Below are 18,346 nucleotides of genomic sequence, written 5' to 3'. Positions count from 1 at the left end.
ATACTCGGCATGCCTGCGTGGGACGCAAGGCCGACGACAGCCGGGCATGGCCCGGCTCTACAGGACCTGCATCGCTACGCGCCGCCCGGCATGGCCGTGCGTACCGCCATGCTGAACTCATCCAGCAGGAAGGGCTTGGCGATCATCGCCATGCCTTCGTCGAGGAAGGCCGCGCGCTCCTGTGCCTTTTCCGCATAGCCGGTCATGAACAGGATCGGCAGCGCCGGCCGCGTTTGCCGCGCGATCTCCGCCAGCTGGCGCCCGTTGAGCCCCGGCAGCCCGACATCGGTGACCAGCAGATCGATGCTCTGCGCCGAAGTGAGGATGGGAATCGCCGCATCGGCATCACCCACCACCTGGGCGTGGTAGCCCAGGTCTTCCAGCACCACCGTCACCAGCATCCGTACCTGCTCGTCATCCTCCACCACCAGGATGGACTGGCCAGCGCCGCGCCGGATCGGCTGCGAAGGTGCAGGCGCGTCTTCCACAACGGCCTCCGACAACGGAATGAACAGCAGCACCGTCGTCCCCTCGCCGACATTGGACTGGATGGCGATGTGGCCACCGGACTGCTGCATGAAGCCGTACACCATCGACATGCCCAGCCCCGTTCCCTTGCCGATGGGCTTGGTGGTGAAGAAGGGCTCGAAGGCGCGCTCGACCACTTCCGGCGCCATGCCGGCACCGGTGTCGGCCACCTCCACCAATGCGTAGTCGCCAGCAGGCACGGCCGTGTACTGGCCTTCCCTTACGCTTACCGACGAGGCGCGCAGGGTCAGATCGCCGCCATGCGGCATCGCATCGCGCGCGTTGATGGCCAGGTTCAGCAGCGCACTCTCGAACTGGTTGGCATCCAGCGCGGCGTGCAGGGGCAGCGGCGAGGGTTCGGCGCGGATGCGCACCGCCTCGCCCAGGGTGCTGTGCAGCAGGTGCTGCACCGAAACCAGCAGCGTGTTGAGCTCCACCGGACGCGCATCCAGCGACTGCCGCCGGGAGAACGCCAGCAGGCGCTGGGTCAGTGCCGCCGCGCGCTGTGCCGAGGCGGTGGCGGTGTCCAGGAAACGCTCGAGGTCGTCGACCCGGCCCATGTCCAGGCGCAGCCGGACGATGTCCAACGCGGACAGGATGCCGGTCAGCATGTTGTTGAAATCGTGGGCGATGCCGCCGGTCAGCTGGCCGATCGCCTCCATCTTCTGTGACTGCCGCAATGCAGCGTCGCTGGCCTCGCGCGCCGCCATCTGCGCTTCCAGTTCACGGGTGCGCTCGGCCACCATCGCCTCCAGCGCGTGCGCGTGCTGTTGGCTGCTGGCAAGGGCCAGCTTGGCCGCGGTGATATCGGTGACGAACACGTGGAAACCATCGATGCGCCCCTCACCATTGCGACGCGGCGAGTAACGCACCTCGCAGTCGCGACGGCCGTACACGCGATGTGGCCAGACGATTTCGAACACCGCCTCGCGACCGGCCAACGCAGCCTCCATCGCCGGGCGACGTTGCTGCCATACGGCTTCGCCGATGACCTCGCGCACGTGTCTGCCAATGACTTCGCCGGTCGCCAGTTCGAACCAGCTCTCGTACGCCTTGTTGGCGAAACGGAAGCACAGCGCGCGGTCCATGAACGCGATCAGCACCGGCATGGCGTCGGCGATCAGGCGCAGTTCGGACTCGCTGCGTGCCAGCGCCGCACGGCCATCGGCCAGTGCGGTGAGCTGGTCACGCACCACGAACTGCTTGCCGCGCGCGCGCAGTGCGCCCTGTACCGCACTGAGCAGTGACATGCTGCCCAATGGACGGTCCATCTCCACCACGTTGATCGAGGCGGGCAGGAGGGGTTCGCGCGTTGAACGACGGTAGGAACGCGCCGAGCGCAGCAGGATGAACGGAATGTCCGACCAGGCCGGCTGCTGCTGCAGCGCCTGCAGCAGTACCTCGCTGCCGCGTGCCACCGCTTCCTGGGTGACCACCACCAGCCCGGTGCAGTCATCCAGCTGGCTCGCCAGTTCGTCGAGCGCAGGTGCGATGCGCGTTGTCAGACCCGCGTTGGCCAGCACCGCAGCGATGCTGTCGGCATCACGGCCGAAAGGAGCGACGATACGGACAACGGTGCCGCCCTCGTCACTATCGGACATCGGACTGGCCCAGCAGCGCTGCGCTGTCGCCGACGAACTCCGGCGTGCCGGTGAGGATGCCCTGGAAATCGGCCAAAGCGGCACTGACCGTGATGCCGCGCCCGTCGATCTTCAGTTCGCGGATGGTGTCTTCATGCGCACCGCCGCGGTTCTTGATCACCGAGATCGCCTTGCGGATGCGCCCCTTGGCTTCGAAGAAGCGGAACAGCACCACCGCATCGGCGATGTAGGACACGTTGAGGCTGCCGGTGGACATGGTGCCGACCAGCCCATGCTGCGGGTTGATCATGAAGGTCGCCACACCCTTCTGGTTGAGGTAGGACAGCATCTCGTGCAGCTGCAGCATCAGCTGTTTTTCCTGCGGCATGGCGGTCACGTAGCCGTTGAGGCTGTCGATCACCAGCACGCGGCAGTCGCGCTCTTCCACGGACTTGCGCAGGTTCCAGGAGAACTCCCCGGGCGACACTTCAGCCGGGTCGATCTGCAGGATCTCCAGCAGGCCGGAGCGCAGGTGCTTTTCCAGGTCGATATCCAGCGCCGAAGCGCGTGCCAGCAGCGTGCCCACGCGCTCGTCGAACTCGAAGATGCAGCTGCGCTCGCCGCGCTCGCAGGCCGCCCACACATACTGCAGCGCCACGTTGGTCTTGCCGCTGCCGGCCGGGCCGGTCAACAGGGTGGAGGTACCGCGCAGCGGACCGCCGCCCAGCAGCCGGTCGATCTCGGCCACGCCGCTGCTGATGGGCGTTCCGACGAACCGCCCGTGATGCTCGGAGGCGATCAGGCGGGGGAAGATCTGCACGCCGCCGCGACGGATCACCATGTCGTGGTAGCCGGCAACGAAATCGACGCCCCGCAGCTTCTGCACCTGCATGCGGCGCCGGGCAGGGCCGAAGTCCAGGGTCAGGCGCTCCAGCGAGACCACGCCGTGGCACAGGCTGTGCAGCTGGCCGTCGCGCTCATCGCCGCTGGACGTCAGGTCGTCCACCAGGAAAACCGTCGCACTCTTGGGCGCGAAGAACTGCTTCAATGCGAGGATCTGCCGACGATAGCGCAGCGAATCCTGCGCCAGCAGGCGCAGTTCCGACAATGAATCGAACACCACCCGGGTCGGCCCGATGCTGTCCACCTTGGACATGATCAGGTTGACCGTCTCGTCCAGCTCCATTTCCCACGAATGCAGCACCGACTGCAGGCGGCCATTGCCCATCGCCCCTTCGGCCGAACCCAGCTCGAACAGGTGCAGACCGTCCAGCGACCAGCCGTGGGCCAACGCGACTTCGCGCAGTTCCTCGGCGGTCTCGGACAGGGTGATGTAGAGGCAGCGCTCGCCGCGCCGCAGGCCTTCCAGCAGGAACTGCAGGGACAGCGTGGTCTTGCCGGAGCCCGGCGGCCCCTCAAGCAGGTACAGCCGCGCCTGCGGCAGCCCGCCGCCAATGATGCTGTCCAGTCCTTCAATTCCGGTTGTGATCCGCATGCGTGCCTGCATCGACGTCGACGTTTGAGGGGGAAATCCTATCGGCGCCCCTGTCGACGGGTTGTGTGATCCAGTGCACCGCTGTTAACGCATTCAGGAAGCTTTCACGACGCCAGCTCTGCCCCGCCACCAAGTGCGCCCCCTGCGCCAGCTCCACGCCAGCATCACCACCGCATGGAGCGCCAGCAGCAGTTGCAGCGCTGGTTTGACGATAAACAGCAGCCACAACCAACCGTAGTCCGCGTCAGTCACTTTCATCTGAAGGCCCGGTTCCAGGCCCAGTGTCGCGGTTTCTCCGCGCAGCCCAGGCCCGACCTCCACAACGGTGATCTTCAGGTGCAGGTTGCCTGCACCCAGCGTAAGCGGCGAGGCCAGTGGCGGCCACTGGAAATCGGTGGGCGATGCGCCGGGTTCGTCCGGCGTAAATTCGCGCGTCACCTCACCCGAGCCATGCGAACTGACCGGCATGGCCCGATAGATCGCGTGCCGACCGTCATGCTCGACTTTCAGCCTGATCGGCTCGCCGGGCGTGCGGAAGCGCAGGAAACCGGCGTGCTGACTGTTCTGCCAGTTGCCAAGCACGGGATCCGGCTGGTCGTAGTCCGGCGGGGGCCGCTGGAACGTCAACGACAACTGCGGCCGCCCCGGCAACAACCGCTCGGTTTCCAGCGTCAGCTGCGTGCCCGGTTCCAGCAGCAGCGGTGCGGATGCGTAATGCGTGGCAGTACGGAAATCGGCCAGCGCCAGCGCCAACCCGATACCGAGGGAGATCAACAGCAACCAGCTTGACCAGAATGCGATGCGCACCGGATGTCCTTTTCCGCGTCGGGGCGTGAACGAGTATATCCAGCCCCCACCCGTTGGGACGGCCATCGTCTGGGGCACCATGACCAAAGGGGCATGACGCCGCCCCCGTTCAGCGCGATAAACAGCAGATCAACACACGGAAAGGTGTACGTCGCATGCTGAAGATCGATTCGCTGTCCAAGACGTACGCCAACGGCGTACACGCGTTGAACGGCGTCACCCTGGATATTCCCCGCGGCATGTTTGGCCTGCTCGGGCCCAACGGCGCGGGGAAATCCTCGCTGATGCGCACGCTGGCCACCCTGCAGGAGGCCGACAGCGGCAGTGCCACCCTGAGCATTCCGGGTGAATCGCCGATCGACGTGCTGCGCGACAAGGATGCGGTGCGCCGCCGCCTGGGCTACCTGCCGCAGGATTTCGGGGTGTACCCGAAGGTCAGCGCGCTGGACCTGCTGGAACACTTTGCCGTACTGAAGGGCTTGACCCAGCGCGGTCAGCGCCGCGAGGTGGTCGATGGCCTGCTGCAGCAGGTGAACCTGTGGGATGCACGCAAGCGCAAGCTGGGCACCTACTCCGGCGGCATGCGCCAGCGCTTCGGCATCGCCCAGGCGCTGTTGGGCGACCCGCGCCTGGTGATCGTCGACGAACCCACCGCCGGCCTTGATCCGGAAGAGCGCAACCGCTTCCTCAACCTGCTGGCGGCCATCGGCGAGAACGTGGCGGTGATCCTGTCCACCCACATCGTCGAGGACGTGACCGACCTGTGCCCCACCATGGCGATCATGAACAAGGGCCAGGTGCTGCTGACCGGTCGTCCCACCGATGCCATCGAGGCATTGCAGCAGCAGGTCTGGCGCAAGCAGGTGGAGCCTTCCGAACTGGCCGGCCACGAGGCGCGCTACACGGTGCTGTCCTCGCGCCTGGTCGGCGGCCGCCCGGTGATCCACGTGCACAGCGCCAGCGACCCCGGTGATGGCTTCACTGCGGTCGCCCCCGATCTCGAGGATGTGTATTTCCAGCGCCTGCGCCTGCAGGCGCGTGCCCGTGCAGCCTGAGCGGAGCACACCATGATCCTCACCTTCTTCCGCTTCGAGCTGCGCGAGCAGCTGCGTTCGCCGCTGCTGTGGCTGCTGGCGTTCCTGTTCGCCGCGCTGGCCTTCGCCGCCGCCTCCTCCGAAGCCGTACAGATCGGCGGCGGCGTCAACAACGTGCACAGCAATGCGCCGATCGTCATCGCGCGCTTCATGGGCATCTTCACCATGATGGGCATGCTGGTGTCCACCCTGTTCGTCAGCAATGCGTTGCTGCGCGACTTCGAGCTGGGCACCTCGGAGCTGATCTTCGCAAGCCCGATCAAGCGCCGCGACTACCTGGCCGGACGCATCCTGGCAGCGATCTGCGCCAGCCTGGTGGTCTACCTGATCATCGCGCTGGGCATCTTCCTGGGGCCGTTCATGCCCTGGGTGGACAAGGCGCGCGTCGGCCCGGTTTCGCTGGCCAGCTACGCCTGGACCTTCACCTGGATCGTGCTGCCCAACGTGTTGTTCACCACCGCCCTGCTGTCGCTGCTGGCGGCGCTGACGCGCTCGATCCTGTGGGTCTACATCGGCCTGGTCGGCTACTTCGTGCTGTATGGCGTGAGTGCCTCGCTGCTGAGCGATATCGACAACGTCTGGATCGCCACGTTGACCGAGCCACTGGGCATGCGCGCGCTCGGCCGCACGGTCCGCTACTGGGCCGCCGAGCAGAGCAACACCCGCCTGCCCGAGGTGGCGGGCTACCTGCTGGCCAACCGTGCCCTGTGGCTGGGCGTGGCCGCCGTCTTGTTCACCGCCACCTTCGCTCTGTTCCGCACCGAGCGTACCGGCAGTGGACGCAGGCGTTGGGGCCGTCGCCAGGCCGTGGCCAGCGCCGATGCGCCGCGACCGGCGGCGATCACCGCGCCGCGCGTGCGCCCCCGCTTCAGCGCGGCAACCGGCTGGCACCAGTTCGTGCGCCAGGTGCGCTTTGACACCCTCGGCGTCCTGCGCGGGGTGCCGTTCATCGTGCTGCTGGTGCTGGGCCTGGCAAACTTCATCCCCGCCGCCCTGCACCAGAGCGCGGTCTATGGCACGCCGATCTGGCCGGTCACCACCGAAATGCTGTCGGCCCTGCAGGGCGCCTACAGCTGGCTGCTGGTGATCATCGTGCTGTTCTATTCCGGCGAACTGGTCTGGAAGGAGCGCGCGGTCCGCTTGAACGAAGTCAACGACGCCATGCCCGTACCCAACTGGGTACCGCTGCTGGCCCGGCTGACCACCCTGGTGGTGATCGTCGCCTGCTTCCAGGCCATCGGTGCGGTGGTGTCGATGGCGATGCAGCTGGTGCAGGGATATACCCACCTGGAGCCGCTGTTGTACCTGAAGGTGCTGGCCCTCGGTTCGGTGTTCTATGTGCTGATGGGCGGCATGGCGCTGGTCCTGCAGGTCCTGACCAACAACAAGTTCTTCGGCTACGCGCTGTTGATCGTGGTGATGATCGCGCAGGTCGCGCTGGGCCTGCTGGACTTCACCCAGAACCTGTACAACTTCGGCAACTGGCCCAACGCCCCGTACTCGGACATGAACGGCTACGGCCACTTCCTGCCTGGGCAGCTGGTCTTCCAGGCCTATTGGGGCCTGCTGCTGGCCGCGCTGCTGTTCCTTGCCTCCGCGTTCTGGGTGCGCGGCGTCGGCGCCAGTGCGCGTGACCGGCTGAAGCTGGCGGCACGCCGCCTGCGCGGTCCGACGGGCGCGGGCTTTGCCGTATCCCTGCTCGGCTTTGTCGCACTCGGCGGATGGTTGTACTGGAGCACCAACATCCGCAATGAATTCCTGTCTCCCGACCAGCAGCGCGACCTGCAGGTGCGCTACGAGCGCGAGCTGTCCAAGTACAGGAACCTGCCGCAACCGCGCATCGTCGCCGTCGACAACCGCGTGGACCTGCAACCGGAAACCCAGTCGATGGTCATCGATGCCGACTGGACGGTGCGCAACACCCACGCTGCCCCGATCAGTGACATCCACATCGCGATGGGCGATGACCGCAATCTGGTCAAGGTCGACCTGGGCGGGCAGACCCTGGCCTTCCATGACGTCGACCTGGGTTACCGCATCTACCGCCTGGCCACGCCATTGCAACCCGGCGAGCAGCGCCAGGTGCATTTCCGTGTCGAACAACGCCCCAAGGGCATCACCGCCGGCCAGGCACCCAGCAACATCGTGGACAACGGCACGTTCTTCAACAGCACCCTGCTGCCGTCATTCGGCTACGACCCGCGCGGCGAGCTGGAGGACCGCAACGAACGGCGCAAGCGCGGGCTGGGTGAGCCGACCCGCATGCCGAAGCTGGAGGATGAAGCAGCACGTGCCAACACCTACATCTCCGACGACGCCGACTGGCTGGACTTCCGTACCACCATCTGCACCGCACCGGACCAGGTCGCGCTGGCCCCGGGCTACCTGCAGCACGAGACCACCGTGAACGGTCGCCGCTGCTTCAGCTATGCGATGGACCGGCCCATGCTCAACTTCTACGCCTACCTGTCGGCGCGCTGGCAGGTGAAGAAGGGCATGTACAAGGACATTCCGATCGAGGTGTACTTCGACCCGGCCCATGCCTACAACGTGGACCGCATGATCGAGGCGGTGCAGAAGTCGCTGGCCTACTACGAGGCCAACTTCACGCCCTACCAGCACCGCCAGGTGCGCATCATCGAGTTCCCGGGCTACCAGAGCTTTGCCCAGTCCTTCGCCAACACCATCCCCTACTCCGAGTCGATCGGCTTCATCGCCGACCTGCGTGACCCGGACAAGGTGGACTACGTGTTCTACGTCACCGCGCATGAGATCGCACACCAGTGGTGGGCGCACCAGGTGATCGGTGCCAACGTGCAGGGCGCCACGGTACTGTCCGAATCGCTGTCGCAGTACTCGGCGCTGATGGTGATGGAAAAGGAGTACGGCCGCGCGCACATGCGCCAGTTCCTGAAGACCGAACTTGACCGCTACCTGGCCGGCCGGGGCGGCGAGCGCATCGAGGAACTGCCGCTGGAACGGGTGGAGAACCAGCAGTACATCCACTATCGCAAGGGTTCGCTGGTGTTCTACCGCCTGCGTGAGGAAATCGGCGAACAGGCGCTGAACCGTGCCCTGCAGCGCTTCCTGCAGGACAAGGGCTACCAGCAGCCGCCGTACACCACCTCGCGGGAGCTGCTGGACTACCTGCGTGCGGAGACCCCGGCCGACCGCCAGCAGCTGCTGACCGATCTGTTCGAGAAGATCACGCTGTACGACAACCGGCTGGAGACCGCCAGCGCGCGCAATCGTGCCGATGGCCGCTACGACGTCACCCTGAAGCTGCACGCCGCCAAGGTCCATGCCGATGGCCAGGGCAAGGAAACGCCGGCCACGCTGGACGACTGGGTCGAGATCGGTGTGTTCGCCAATGGTCCCTCGGGCAAGGAACGCGACCAGAAGGTGCTGTACCTGCAGCGCCATCACATCACCACGGCAGCGCCGACGATCACCGTGACGGTGGATGCCAAGCCGGACGAGGCCGGTTTCGATCCGTACAACAAGCTGATCGACCGGGTGAGCGAAGACAACCGGCGCAAGGTGACGATGTGATGTGAGTGGCGGTGCCGGCCTTCGGGCCGGCACTGATCTGCTGCGGCATCCACGCATGGCGTGGATCTACGGGAATGCATCCACGCATGGCGTGGATCTACTGGAATGCATCCATGCGCGGCGTGGATGCCGTACTGACCGGTTGACGCCCTGGGCTACGCTGCGGGGCCCTGCGAACCGGCCTTCGGCCCCAGCACCGCCAGCAGCACGTAGATCACGATCGACGCCACGGTGCCGAGTGCAGCCAGCAACATGAAGGCAAACTGCGAACGGCCCTGCAGCCCTGCCCAAACGCCCAGATGCCAGGCCGCGCCAAGATTGATCAGCCAGGCGATGACGAACACCGGCCACTGCACGATGCCGACCGCGCGCAGCAATGGCATGGCGATGAGGGCTGCGACGATGGCGCCGATCAGGAAGGCCAGGGCAAGACGGGAATGCCGGGCCGGGGCGGTGCTCATGCGCTCAACCCGCGGACCATCACCAGCACAGGGAAGCCACGCGTGTCGGCCTCGACAACGGGCTTCCACCCCAATCGCGCATACAGACCACCGTCCAGCGACTCGGTCTGCAGGTAGAGCTGCGATATGCCCATCGACCGGGCGTGCTTCACTGCGCGTTCGACAAGCATGCTGGCCAACCCTCGCCCGCGTTGGCTGTCGGCCACATACACGCTTCCCAGCCAGTGCTCATACTCGGGGAAACCGGGCATCTCACCGCGCTTGAGCTGCACGGCGCCGGCCACCTGCCCATCGTCGATTGCCGCCAGCAGATGCGGGAATCCCTGCGCGTCCTTGGGCTTGCGCAGCCGCAGACGCTCATCTTCCAGAGTGAAGCCTGCATCCTTTCCCCACTGCGCGTGATACCACTGCGCCAGCTGTTCGCACTCCGGCGCCGCCGGCGCCAGCATCCTGAACTCCATGGGTAACCTCGCTGTCCTGATCGTCCTTCAGGCAAGCATGCTTCACGTCTGCAGCCACTGCAAATCGTTGCAATCAACCAAACAGTGCAAGGGATCGGCTCCGCAGCGATCTGAACCTCAGCCCTGCGCGAAGTCCTTCAGGATCTCGCCGACGCCGCTGGGCGAGATCTCGAAGCCCAGCGTAGTACCCGGGTTGATCACCACGCCGTAGCCGCCAGGCACGCGGCGCAGCACGTCCAGCATCAGCCAGCGGACCTGATGCTCGGCCTGCTGGCTGTAGATGCCCACCCGCGCCGGATCGGTGAACACGGCCACGTGCAGGGTGCCCTGCTTGTCGAACAGCAGCGGATCGAAGCCACTCCCATCGGGCGTGACCAGGCTGCCGGTCAGCAGCACCACCTGGGAAGCAACGAAGGCCTCCATGAACGCGCGGATGGGCACCGTTCCGTCCATCGTGGCCTTGAGCAGGGTTTCGATCGGGGTCTGCGGGGCAAGGTCGGTCATGGCAGTACGGCGCGGCATCAGGGGGGTGCCTATTGTGCCGGATGCCGCCGGACCGGGTAGTGCCGGCCGCTGGCCGGCAACTGCATTGGGTCCAACGACGAAGAGGCTGCCGGCCAGCGGCCGGCACTACCGTTTCCGAAGCCGCTGGTCGCGTGCCTGCTGATCGGCCATGGCCTTGTCCAGTTCGGCCTGCAGGGCCGGCTGCTGCACGTCCGCATCCAGCACAAACACCTTCACCCCGTGCGCCGGCACCTCCGCCTTCAGGCTGCCCTTCACCGTCACCTGGCCGCCGTCCAGCGCGTCGCGCCAGAGGCCGGGCTGCAGGTAGCGGTCCACGCTGAAGGTCTTCGCGGCATCGCCCTTGTTCAGCAGCACCAGCGCGGTCTGCGCCACGTCGCCATGCTGCAGCACACGGAAGAACACCGCTTCATCGCCCTGCAGACGTTCGTTCACCTGCAGGCCGCGCTGCAACGCCGGCGTACTCCCGCGCAGCGTGGCGATGCGCTGCAGCGGGGCGAAGATCGGGCTCTGCGGGGCTGCATCCACCCGCGGCTGGCCAAAGTAGGCACGGTTGCCGGCGTGCTCCGCACGGCCGCGCATGAAGCCGGTTTCCGATCCGTAATAGACCACCGGAATGCCGCGCGCGGTGAACAGCCAGTTGTGCGCGTCGATGAAGCCGCTGTCGCTGGCCTGCAGGCGCGGCATGTCGTGGTTGTCGTAGAAACTCATCAGCTCATACGGGTTGGCGTACGGGCCACCGGTCAGGTGCAGCGGCTCAGCCAGCGTTTCAAAGCCCTTGCCGGCGCTGCCGAAGGCCTGCTCCAGCGCGCCGCGCAGCGGGAAGTCGAGCACGCTGACATTGGCGTTGGCCGGCCAGGTGTGTTCGGCGATGCTGGCGGCGTTGTAGTCGAACGCTTCGCCGAACATGAACATGCCCGGATGCTGCGCGCGGATGCGGTTGACGAACTCGTGCCACCACGGATGCGGCAGCCAGCCGATGGTGTCGATGCGCAGCGCATCCACACCCTGCGCGGTCCACTGCAGGTACGCCCCTACCAGGTACTCCATCACTGCCGGGTTGTCCTGGTTGAAGTCGCCCAGCTCGGCCAGGTTGCCATCGAAGATCGAGCCGTCCTTGCTGTCGACCGGGCCGATGTTGTTGTAGAACGCGTGCAGCGGATTGTGCTTCGGGTCCAGCTTCTGTGGCGGCAGGTTCTGGTGGTCGGCAATCAGCCTGCCGTCCTTGTCGAAGATCTGGCCGAACTGCGGCTGCCGCTTGGGCATGGTCCAGGCCGGCGAACCATGGTTGCCGACGATGTCCAGCACCACCTTCAGGCCGGCGCCGTGCAGGCCCTTGGTCAACCCGGCAAAATCCAGGTCCCTGCTCGGCAGGTGCTCGTCCAGCGTGTAGAAGTTGATGCCCCAGTAGCCGTGGTAGCCGGTCTTGCCACGGTCGGTCAGGGTGCTGGTACAGCTGATCGGCTTGCTGCCGGTGAAGGCTTCGTCCGGGTTGTCGACGATGGGCGTGATCCACACCGCGCCGAAACCGAGGTTGCGGATGTAGTCGGCATTGTCGAGCACGCCACGGAAATCGCCACCGAGATAGCCGATGTTGCCGTCCACCCTGTCCGGGCATGGCACCGGAATATCGAAGGTACGGTGCTTGCCGCCCTGGTCGCGATGGTCGTTGGACGGATCGCCGTTGACGAAGCGGTCGGTGACCACGAAGTACACCGCGTCACTGGCGAACGGCTCGGTGGTACCAACATAGGCCGGACGTGGCGCAGCCGAAGCATGGCCAGCGAACAGCACAAGGGATACAGCAGCAGACAGGGCACCACGCATCACACCACCTCCGGACGGGACGGAACCCGCAACACGCACAGACCGGCAATCAACAGACTGCAGCCACCCAGCACCAGGACATGCATCGGCTGGCCCCCCAGCCATGCACGCAGGGCGAAACCGAGCGCGCTGGCCGCGACCAGCTGCGGGATCACGATGAAGAAATTGAAGATGCCCATGTACACGCCCATCTTCGCTGCCGGGACGCTGTCCGACAGCAGCGCATAGGGCAGCGACAGGATCGAGGCCCAGGCAAAGCCGACGCCGACCATCGACAGCAGCAGCCACTGCGGATCGTCGATGAACATCATCGAGATCAGCCCTGCCCCACCCAGCCACAGGTTGACCAGGTGGCTCCAGCGCAGGCCGATCGCCCGCACCATCGGCGGGATCAGCAGCGCGGCCAGTGCGGCGAAGCCGTTGTAGGCACCGAACAGCACGCCCACCCAGTTGGCACCTTCGTTGTAGGCCGCCGATTCGACATCGGTGGAACCGAAATGCATGCCGGCCACCGCACGCGTGGTGAAGATCCACATCGCGAACAGGGCGAACCAGGAAAAGAACTGCACCCAGGCCAGCCGGCGCATGGTGATCGGCATCGCGCGCAGGTCGCCGACGATGGCGGCCAGCATGTGCGTGCCCGGTAGTACCCGCGCCGCCGCCAGCAGTGCGCCGTAACCCGCGCACAGGCCGGCCAGCACGTACAGCATCTTGTCGCCGTGGCGCCACGCGATCAGTACCGCCAGCAGCGCACCGAGACCGAGCCACAGCGCGACCTGGGTCCACGGCGCGGGCCCGGTGACCGCGGCCCCGGCGTGATGCGCCGGTGGTTCGGCATCATCGAAGCTGGCCAGCTCGTCGGGCGAATACTCACGGGTGCTGACCACCGTCCAGGTGATCGCCGCCAGCAGCACCACCGCGCCGAAGTAGAACGCATAGCGCACGGTATCGGGCACCTCGCCCGCCGCTGCCGTGTTGGCAACGCCGAAGTGGGCCAGGATGAAGGGCAGGAAGCTGGCAACGATCGCGCCGACGCCGATGAAGAAACTCTGCATGGCATAGCCCGCCGGGCGCTGCCGCGGTGCCAGCTGGTCGCCAACGAAAGCGCGGAACGGCTCCATCGACACGTTGATCGAGGCGTCCAGCACCCACAGCGTGCCAGCCGCGATCCACAGCGTCGGCGAGTTCGGCATCACCAGCAGGGCCAGCGTGGTCAGCACCGCGCCGATCATGAAGAACGGGCGGCGCCGTCCCCAGCGTGTCCACGTGCGGTCGGACAGGTAGCCGATCACCGGCTGCACCAGCAGGCCGGTCAGCGGTGCGGCGATCCACAGTCCGGGCACCGCGTCCATGTCCGCACCCAGTGTTTCGAAGATGCGGCTGGCGTTGGCGTTCTGCAGGGCAAAGCCGAACTGGATGCCAAGGAAGCCAAAGCACATGTTCCAGATCTGCCAGAACGACAACTGCGGTTTTGCAGGACGGCTCATCGTGCGTCCTCTGCTGCCGCCACCGGCGCAATCTTCAGCGCCTGCACCTGGGCCTGGTTCAGCACGCCATCACGACCGCCCTTGCCGCCGGTGTAGTGCGCGAAGTGCTGCAGCGCGCTCATGTTGAAGCCCTCTTCCAGCGTCACCGTGCAGCGGCCCTTGGGTACCGCGAAGGTTGCCGCGGTCGAGTCCTGCGCCGCCACGCTGTGCGGCAGCGTTACCGTGTGCCGCTGCGGAGGCTGGCCCTTGCACTGCACGGCCAGCTGCTTCACCGCCGCGGTCACACCGGTGTTGATCGGGCCGTTCGGGTTGCTGTACTGCAGGCGCAGGCGCACGTGGCCCGCCCTGGCTGCATTGAACTGCCATTGCCGGCTGCCCCGCAGCACCTGCTGCGGGCCGACGCAGACCATCGGGCTGTGCAGGGATTCCAGCGCACCTTCGCGCCGGGTCAGGCTCAGGCAGTGCTGCAGGCCATCATCGCCGACGCGCACCTGGCCCTTGCTGGCCGTGGCCGCGACACCGTCCTGCCAGAGGACCTGGCCGGCAGCCACCGCGACCGACCAGCCCTTGCCACTGCGCTTTGCCTGCGGTGCCAGCGGCGTGGCCGGTGCTCGTGCATTGGCATCGGCACGCGGCAGATCACGGCTCACGGCTGCCGACGCAGCGACCAGCTGCACGGTGGTCGTGGTGCCGCGCGTACGCGTTTTCCCCGCGATCAACAAGCCAGCGCCCACCTGCCTTGGGCGCTCCAGCACATAGCGCTTGCCGCCCGCCTCCAGACTGATCCGCTTCTGCTTTCCGAACAGCTCCGGCACCAGCTCGGCCGGCAGCTTGGGCTGCACGCGACCGTCGTCCTGCACGCCGAACACGCCTTCGGTGACCATCGACAGATAGCCGGCCACCGACCACAGCTGGCGCTCGGAGTTGACCACCGGCCCGCTCAACGCGCCTTCGTCCACGTGCACGGCCTGGCTGACCAGCTCGTAGTTCTCCATGTTGGAACCTGCCAGCGCCGCCCCTTGCATCAGCGAGCGGATCTCGGCAGCGATGCGCGGCGCATCGTCCACCTTGCGCGCCGCGCGCAGCGAGTACGCGCTGACGAACGGCCAGACCGCACGGTTGTGGTAGATCGGCTGCTGCGCTTCCTGCGGCCACACCACCGGGCTGCCGGCAGCGCCCATCGGATAGTCCGCCAGCGCACGACGCGCACGTTCAGTGGGCAGCACGTCGGCGAGGATGCCCAGCGACAGGCCGAGCAGATCGATCTTGGCGTACGGCACCGGGTGCGCCGCCTCGCCGATGTAGCTCATGTACTGGCCCATGTCTTCGCGCCAGAAGCGCGCGTCGATCTGCACCGCCAGTGCATCGGCCCAGGCCCTGTACTGCTCGCTGCGCTCGTCGCCCCGCTGCGCGGCCATCTGCTGCGCCAGGCGCAGTGCCTGGTAATGCAGCACATTGGTGGACAGCGCGTAGGAATCACCGATGAAGCGCACGTCCTGGCGCGTCCAGTCCGGATAGGTCTGCTCGCGCCAGTCAAGGAACGAGGTCTCGCCGCGATACAGGCCCAACTGCGCATCGAAGACCATCGCCCGGTCCTGCGCCAGTGTGCCCTGCAGGGCCTGCCAGACCTGCTCGGCAAACGCAGGATCATCCAGCAGGTGGCGTGCGGCGAGGAACCACACCACGCGGTCGCTGCTGATCGGCCAGCTGCCACCGGAGCCGGTGTCCTGGGCCACGAACAGGCCCGGCGTATGCCCGTCGCGCGCCGCCGACAACTTGAACTGCAACGACTGACGGGTGCGCTTCGGGTCCAGCTTGGCCAGCGCCAGATCGGCTGCAAAGCTGACGTCACGCGTCCACACATACGGCCAGCGCGCGCCGGTCTGGAAGCACTCGCACGGTACCGGACGGCCTTCGTCGAAGGCCGGATCGCGGATGGCATCCACCCGGTCCTGGTCCATTTCCTGCTGGGCCAGCGCGAACAGCGCATCGAACATCACGCTGCCGGTCTGGCTGCGCATGGGCGCGGCGGCGATGCGCACCTCACCCTTCGGCGCATGCAGGATGAAACTGCCCTTGGCAGCGGATTCGGCGCGCGCCAGGCGGCCGTCGAATGTCAGGTCGGCCGCGTGCGCGGTCGTCCCCAGCGCTGCCCCCAGGGCAGCGGTCAGGCAAATGATCTTCAGCATCGAAGCGGCAGACCGGCTTGCGCCCGTCGACCTCCCTCCCTCTCTGCACCGTTGTGGGTCCGCACTGCCGTTGCCGGCGTGCGGGCGCGGCACCTCCCTCAAGGTGCCCTGGCCCCATGGTAGACGCGGGGCTGTCGGCTGCGTCCAGCTGCATACGTATTCATGGCGTGCAGTACCGGCAGGCCTGCCGGGCTGGCTTATGGTCCGGGTCTGTCAACGGCGCCTTGGGAGGGGAAATGCCGACGTCACCCACAACGGTACGCGCAGTACTCGCGCACGCTTTCGGCCTGGCCCTGCTGGGATGGGCCGCGCTGGCACAGGCGGCGGCGCCGCAGATCGCCAGCGTCGAATCACCGGACAAGGTGCTGAAGGTCAGCCTGGTGCTGGACGGCGGTACCGCGCGCTACCGCGTCGAGCGCCTCGGCCAGACCGTGGTGGCCGATTCGAAGCTGGGTTTTGAACTGCGCGATGGTCGCCTCGACCGCGACTTCAGCCTGCTGGCGCAGGAACGGCGCAGTGTCGACGACAGCTGGGAACAGCCCTGGGGCGAGCGCCGGCTCACCCGCAACCACTTCAACGAACTGATCGTGCACCTGGCCGAAACCACCGGCAGCAAGCGCCGGCTGGACCTGGTGTTCCGCGTCTACGACGACGGCCTGGGCTTCCGCTACGTGTTCCCCGAGCAGCCGAACCTGCGCGAAGCGATCATCGATGACGAGCTGACCGAGTTCGCCATCGCGCCGGAGTCCACCGCATGGTGGATACCCGCGGGCGAGCCGATCCATTACGAATACCTGTACCAGCGCACCCCGCTGCGCGAAGTGCCGCTGGTGCACACGCCGATGACCCTGCGCAGCCACGACGGCCTGCACGTGGCCATCCATGAGGCGGCACTGGTCGACTACGCGGGCATGTGGCTGCGCCGCACCGAGGGCCAGCGCCTGCGCGCCCAGCTTTCGCCTTCGGCCGAAGGCTGGAAGGTGCGCCGCGCCCTGCCCTTCGCCACGCCATGGCGTACCCTGCAGATCGCCGACCGTGCCGGCGGCCTGGTCGAGTCCGACCTGATCCTCAACCTCAACGAGCCCAATGCGCTGGGCGATGTGAGCTGGGTGAAACCGGCCAAGTATCTGGGCGTGTGGTGGTCGATGCACCTGGATGAAGAGAGCTGGGCCACCGGACCGAAGCATGCGGCCACCACCGCAAAGACGCGGAAGGTGATCGATTTCGCCGCCGCGCACGGCTTCCGTGGTGTGCTGGTGGAAGGCTGGAACCCTGGCTGGGACGGCAACTGGGTCGGCAACGGTTACGACTTCGACTTCACCCGCGCCACGCCGGATTTCGACATCGAATCATTGTCGGCGTACGGGCGGAAGAAGGGCGTGCACCTGATCGGCCACCATGAAACCGGCTGCGCGATCGAACACTACGAAGACCAGCTGGGTGCTGCGCTGGATCTGTATGCGCGGCTGGGCGTGGACCAGTTCAAGACCGGCTACGTCTGCGACGACGGCCAGGTTGATCGCCGCAATCCGGCCGGTGGCCCGCTGTGGCGCGAGTGGCACGACGGGCAGTTCATGGCCCGCCATCACCTGAAGGTGGTGCAGGAAGCCGCCCGCCGGCACCTGTCGGTGAACCCGCACGAGCCGATCAAGGACACCGGCCTGCGCCGCACCTACCCGAACTGGATTTCCCGCGAAGGCGCACGTGGCATGGAATACAACGCCTGGGGCCAGCCACCGAACCCGCCCGAGCATGAGGTCAACCTGGTATTCACCCGCATGCTGGCCGGGCCGATGGATTACACGCCCGGCATCCTCAGCCTGAAGGGTCGCCACGGCCAGGCCATTCCCAGCACGCTGGCCCGCCAGCTGGCGCTGTATGTGGTGCTGTACAGCCCTATCCAGATGGCTGCCGACCTGCCCGAGCACTACCTGCAGCACCGCCAAGCGTTCCGCTTCATCGAGGACGTGGCGGTGGACTGGGAACAGAGCCGCGTGCTCGATGGCGAGGTCGGCGACTACGTGACGATCGTGCGCCGCGACCGCAACAGCCGTGACTGGTTCCTGGGCAGCATCACCGACGAGAACGGCCGCGTACTGCCGGTGTCGCTGGGTTTCCTGGAGCCGGGCGTGCGCTACCGCGCCGAGGTCTACCGCGATGGCGATGGCGCGGATTTCCGCAGCACCCCCTTCGCCTTCAAGCGCGAAACCCGCGAGGTCAGCAGCACCGATTCACTCACCCTGGTGCTGGCGCCGGGCGGCGGACAGGCCATCCGCTTCACACCGCTGTGAATGCGCAGGTAGTGCCGTAATGATGATCTGGAAGCGATTACAACCCTGCAAA

The 18,346-nt window shown here is 66.5% G+C and carries 12 protein-coding genes; 3 read left to right on the top strand and 9 right to left on the bottom strand.

What is annotated here, in order from left to right; translation table 11 throughout:
* Positions 1-74: 74 nt before the first annotated feature.
* From ACUXVE_RS07355 to ACUXVE_RS07345, 3 genes are all read right to left on the bottom strand, one after another.
* Positions 75-2,129 (bottom strand): ATP-binding protein, encoded by a 2,055-nt coding sequence (locus ACUXVE_RS07355; RefSeq protein WP_445514122.1) that lies wholly within the window; start codon positions 2,127-2,129, stop codon positions 75-77.
* Entirely contained in the window at positions 2,119-3,615 is a 1,497-nt protein-coding gene (locus ACUXVE_RS07350; protein WP_093817589.1) for an ATPase domain-containing protein, read from the bottom strand. The genes ACUXVE_RS07355 and ACUXVE_RS07350 overlap by 11 nt, the downstream gene beginning before the upstream one ends.
* 81 nt (positions 3,616-3,696) lie before the next feature.
* On the bottom strand, positions 3,697-4,410 hold the full coding sequence (locus ACUXVE_RS07345) for a hypothetical protein (RefSeq protein ID WP_093817588.1): 714 nt from the start codon (positions 4,408-4,410) through the stop codon (positions 3,697-3,699).
* 155 nt (positions 4,411-4,565) lie between these two features.
* Here ACUXVE_RS07345 and ACUXVE_RS07340 point away from each other — a divergent pair, with 155 nt between their 5' ends.
* Entirely contained in the window at positions 4,566-5,465 is a 900-nt protein-coding gene (locus ACUXVE_RS07340) for an ABC transporter ATP-binding protein (RefSeq protein ID WP_445514121.1), read from the top strand.
* 12 nt (positions 5,466-5,477) lie between these two features.
* Entirely contained in the window at positions 5,478-9,056 is a 3,579-nt protein-coding gene (locus ACUXVE_RS07335) for an ABC transporter permease/M1 family aminopeptidase (protein WP_445514120.1), read from the top strand.
* A gap of 155 nt (positions 9,057-9,211) precedes the next feature.
* Here ACUXVE_RS07335 and ACUXVE_RS07330 read toward each other — a convergent pair whose 3' ends face one another.
* The 6 genes from ACUXVE_RS07330 to ACUXVE_RS07305 all read right to left on the bottom strand — a co-directional run bounded on the left by ACUXVE_RS07330 (position 9,212) and on the right by ACUXVE_RS07305 (position 16,003).
* Positions 9,212-9,517 carry a hypothetical protein gene (locus ACUXVE_RS07330; protein WP_093817585.1) on the bottom strand — a complete coding sequence of 102 codons (306 nt, stop codon included), beginning with the start codon at positions 9,515-9,517 and terminating at the stop codon, positions 9,212-9,214.
* Positions 9,514-9,978, bottom strand: a complete 465-nt coding sequence (locus ACUXVE_RS07325) for a GNAT family N-acetyltransferase (RefSeq protein ID WP_445514119.1) — start codon at positions 9,976-9,978, stop codon at positions 9,514-9,516. The genes ACUXVE_RS07330 and ACUXVE_RS07325 overlap by 4 nt, the downstream gene beginning before the upstream one ends.
* Positions 9,979-10,095: 117 nt before the next feature.
* A complete protein-coding gene (locus tag ACUXVE_RS07320; protein WP_445514118.1) occupies positions 10,096-10,482 on the bottom strand; it encodes an SseB family protein in 387 nt (128 codons plus the stop codon).
* A 126-nt stretch (positions 10,483-10,608) separates the two neighbouring features.
* Positions 10,609-12,327, bottom strand: coding sequence for an alpha-amylase family glycosyl hydrolase (locus ACUXVE_RS07315; RefSeq protein ID WP_445514117.1), 1,719 nt, complete (start codon positions 12,325-12,327; stop codon positions 10,609-10,611).
* Positions 12,327-13,814 (bottom strand): MFS transporter, encoded by a 1,488-nt coding sequence (locus tag ACUXVE_RS07310; RefSeq protein ID WP_093817582.1) that lies wholly within the window; start codon positions 13,812-13,814, stop codon positions 12,327-12,329. The genes ACUXVE_RS07315 and ACUXVE_RS07310 overlap by 1 nt, the downstream gene beginning before the upstream one ends.
* Entirely contained in the window at positions 13,811-16,003 is a 2,193-nt protein-coding gene (locus ACUXVE_RS07305; RefSeq protein WP_445514116.1) for a Six-hairpin glycosidase-like protein, read from the bottom strand. The genes ACUXVE_RS07310 and ACUXVE_RS07305 overlap by 4 nt, the downstream gene beginning before the upstream one ends.
* Positions 16,004-16,239: 236 nt before the next feature.
* On the opposite strand from ACUXVE_RS07305, the gene ACUXVE_RS07300 reads away from it, so the two are divergent.
* Positions 16,240-18,294: a glycoside hydrolase family 97 protein gene (locus tag ACUXVE_RS07300; protein WP_445514115.1), complete on the top strand. Its 2,055-nt coding sequence runs from the start codon at positions 16,240-16,242 to the stop codon at positions 18,292-18,294.
* Positions 18,295-18,346 lie beyond the last annotated feature (52 nt).

The sequence above is a fragment of the Stenotrophomonas sp. 3(2025) genome (assembly GCF_052665395.1).
This window is presented reverse-complemented; position numbering and strand designations above follow the sequence as displayed.

Coding starts and splice junctions, on each gene's coding strand:
- ACUXVE_RS07355 (WP_445514122.1), bottom strand. CDS start 2,129: ATGTCCGATAGTGACGAGGGCGGCACCGTTGTCCGTATCGTCGCTCCT.
- ACUXVE_RS07350 (WP_093817589.1), bottom strand. CDS start 3,615: ATGCAGGCACGCATGCGGATCACAACCGGAATTGAAGGACTGGACAGC.
- ACUXVE_RS07340 (WP_445514121.1), top strand. CDS start 4,566: ATGCTGAAGATCGATTCGCTGTCCAAGACGTACGCCAACGGCGTACAC.
- ACUXVE_RS07335 (WP_445514120.1), top strand. CDS start 5,478: ATGATCCTCACCTTCTTCCGCTTCGAGCTGCGCGAGCAGCTGCGTTCG.
- ACUXVE_RS07330 (WP_093817585.1), bottom strand. CDS start 9,517: ATGAGCACCGCCCCGGCCCGGCATTCCCGTCTTGCCCTGGCCTTCCTG.
- ACUXVE_RS07325 (WP_445514119.1), bottom strand. CDS start 9,978: ATGGAGTTCAGGATGCTGGCGCCGGCGGCGCCGGAGTGCGAACAGCTG.
- ACUXVE_RS07320 (WP_445514118.1), bottom strand. CDS start 10,482: ATGACCGACCTTGCCCCGCAGACCCCGATCGAAACCCTGCTCAAGGCC.
- ACUXVE_RS07315 (WP_445514117.1), bottom strand. CDS start 12,327: ATGCGTGGTGCCCTGTCTGCTGCTGTATCCCTTGTGCTGTTCGCTGGC.
- ACUXVE_RS07310 (WP_093817582.1), bottom strand. CDS start 13,814: ATGAGCCGTCCTGCAAAACCGCAGTTGTCGTTCTGGCAGATCTGGAAC.
- ACUXVE_RS07305 (WP_445514116.1), bottom strand. CDS start 16,003: ATGCTGAAGATCATTTGCCTGACCGCTGCCCTGGGGGCAGCGCTGGGG.
- ACUXVE_RS07300 (WP_445514115.1), top strand. CDS start 16,240: ATGCCGACGTCACCCACAACGGTACGCGCAGTACTCGCGCACGCTTTC.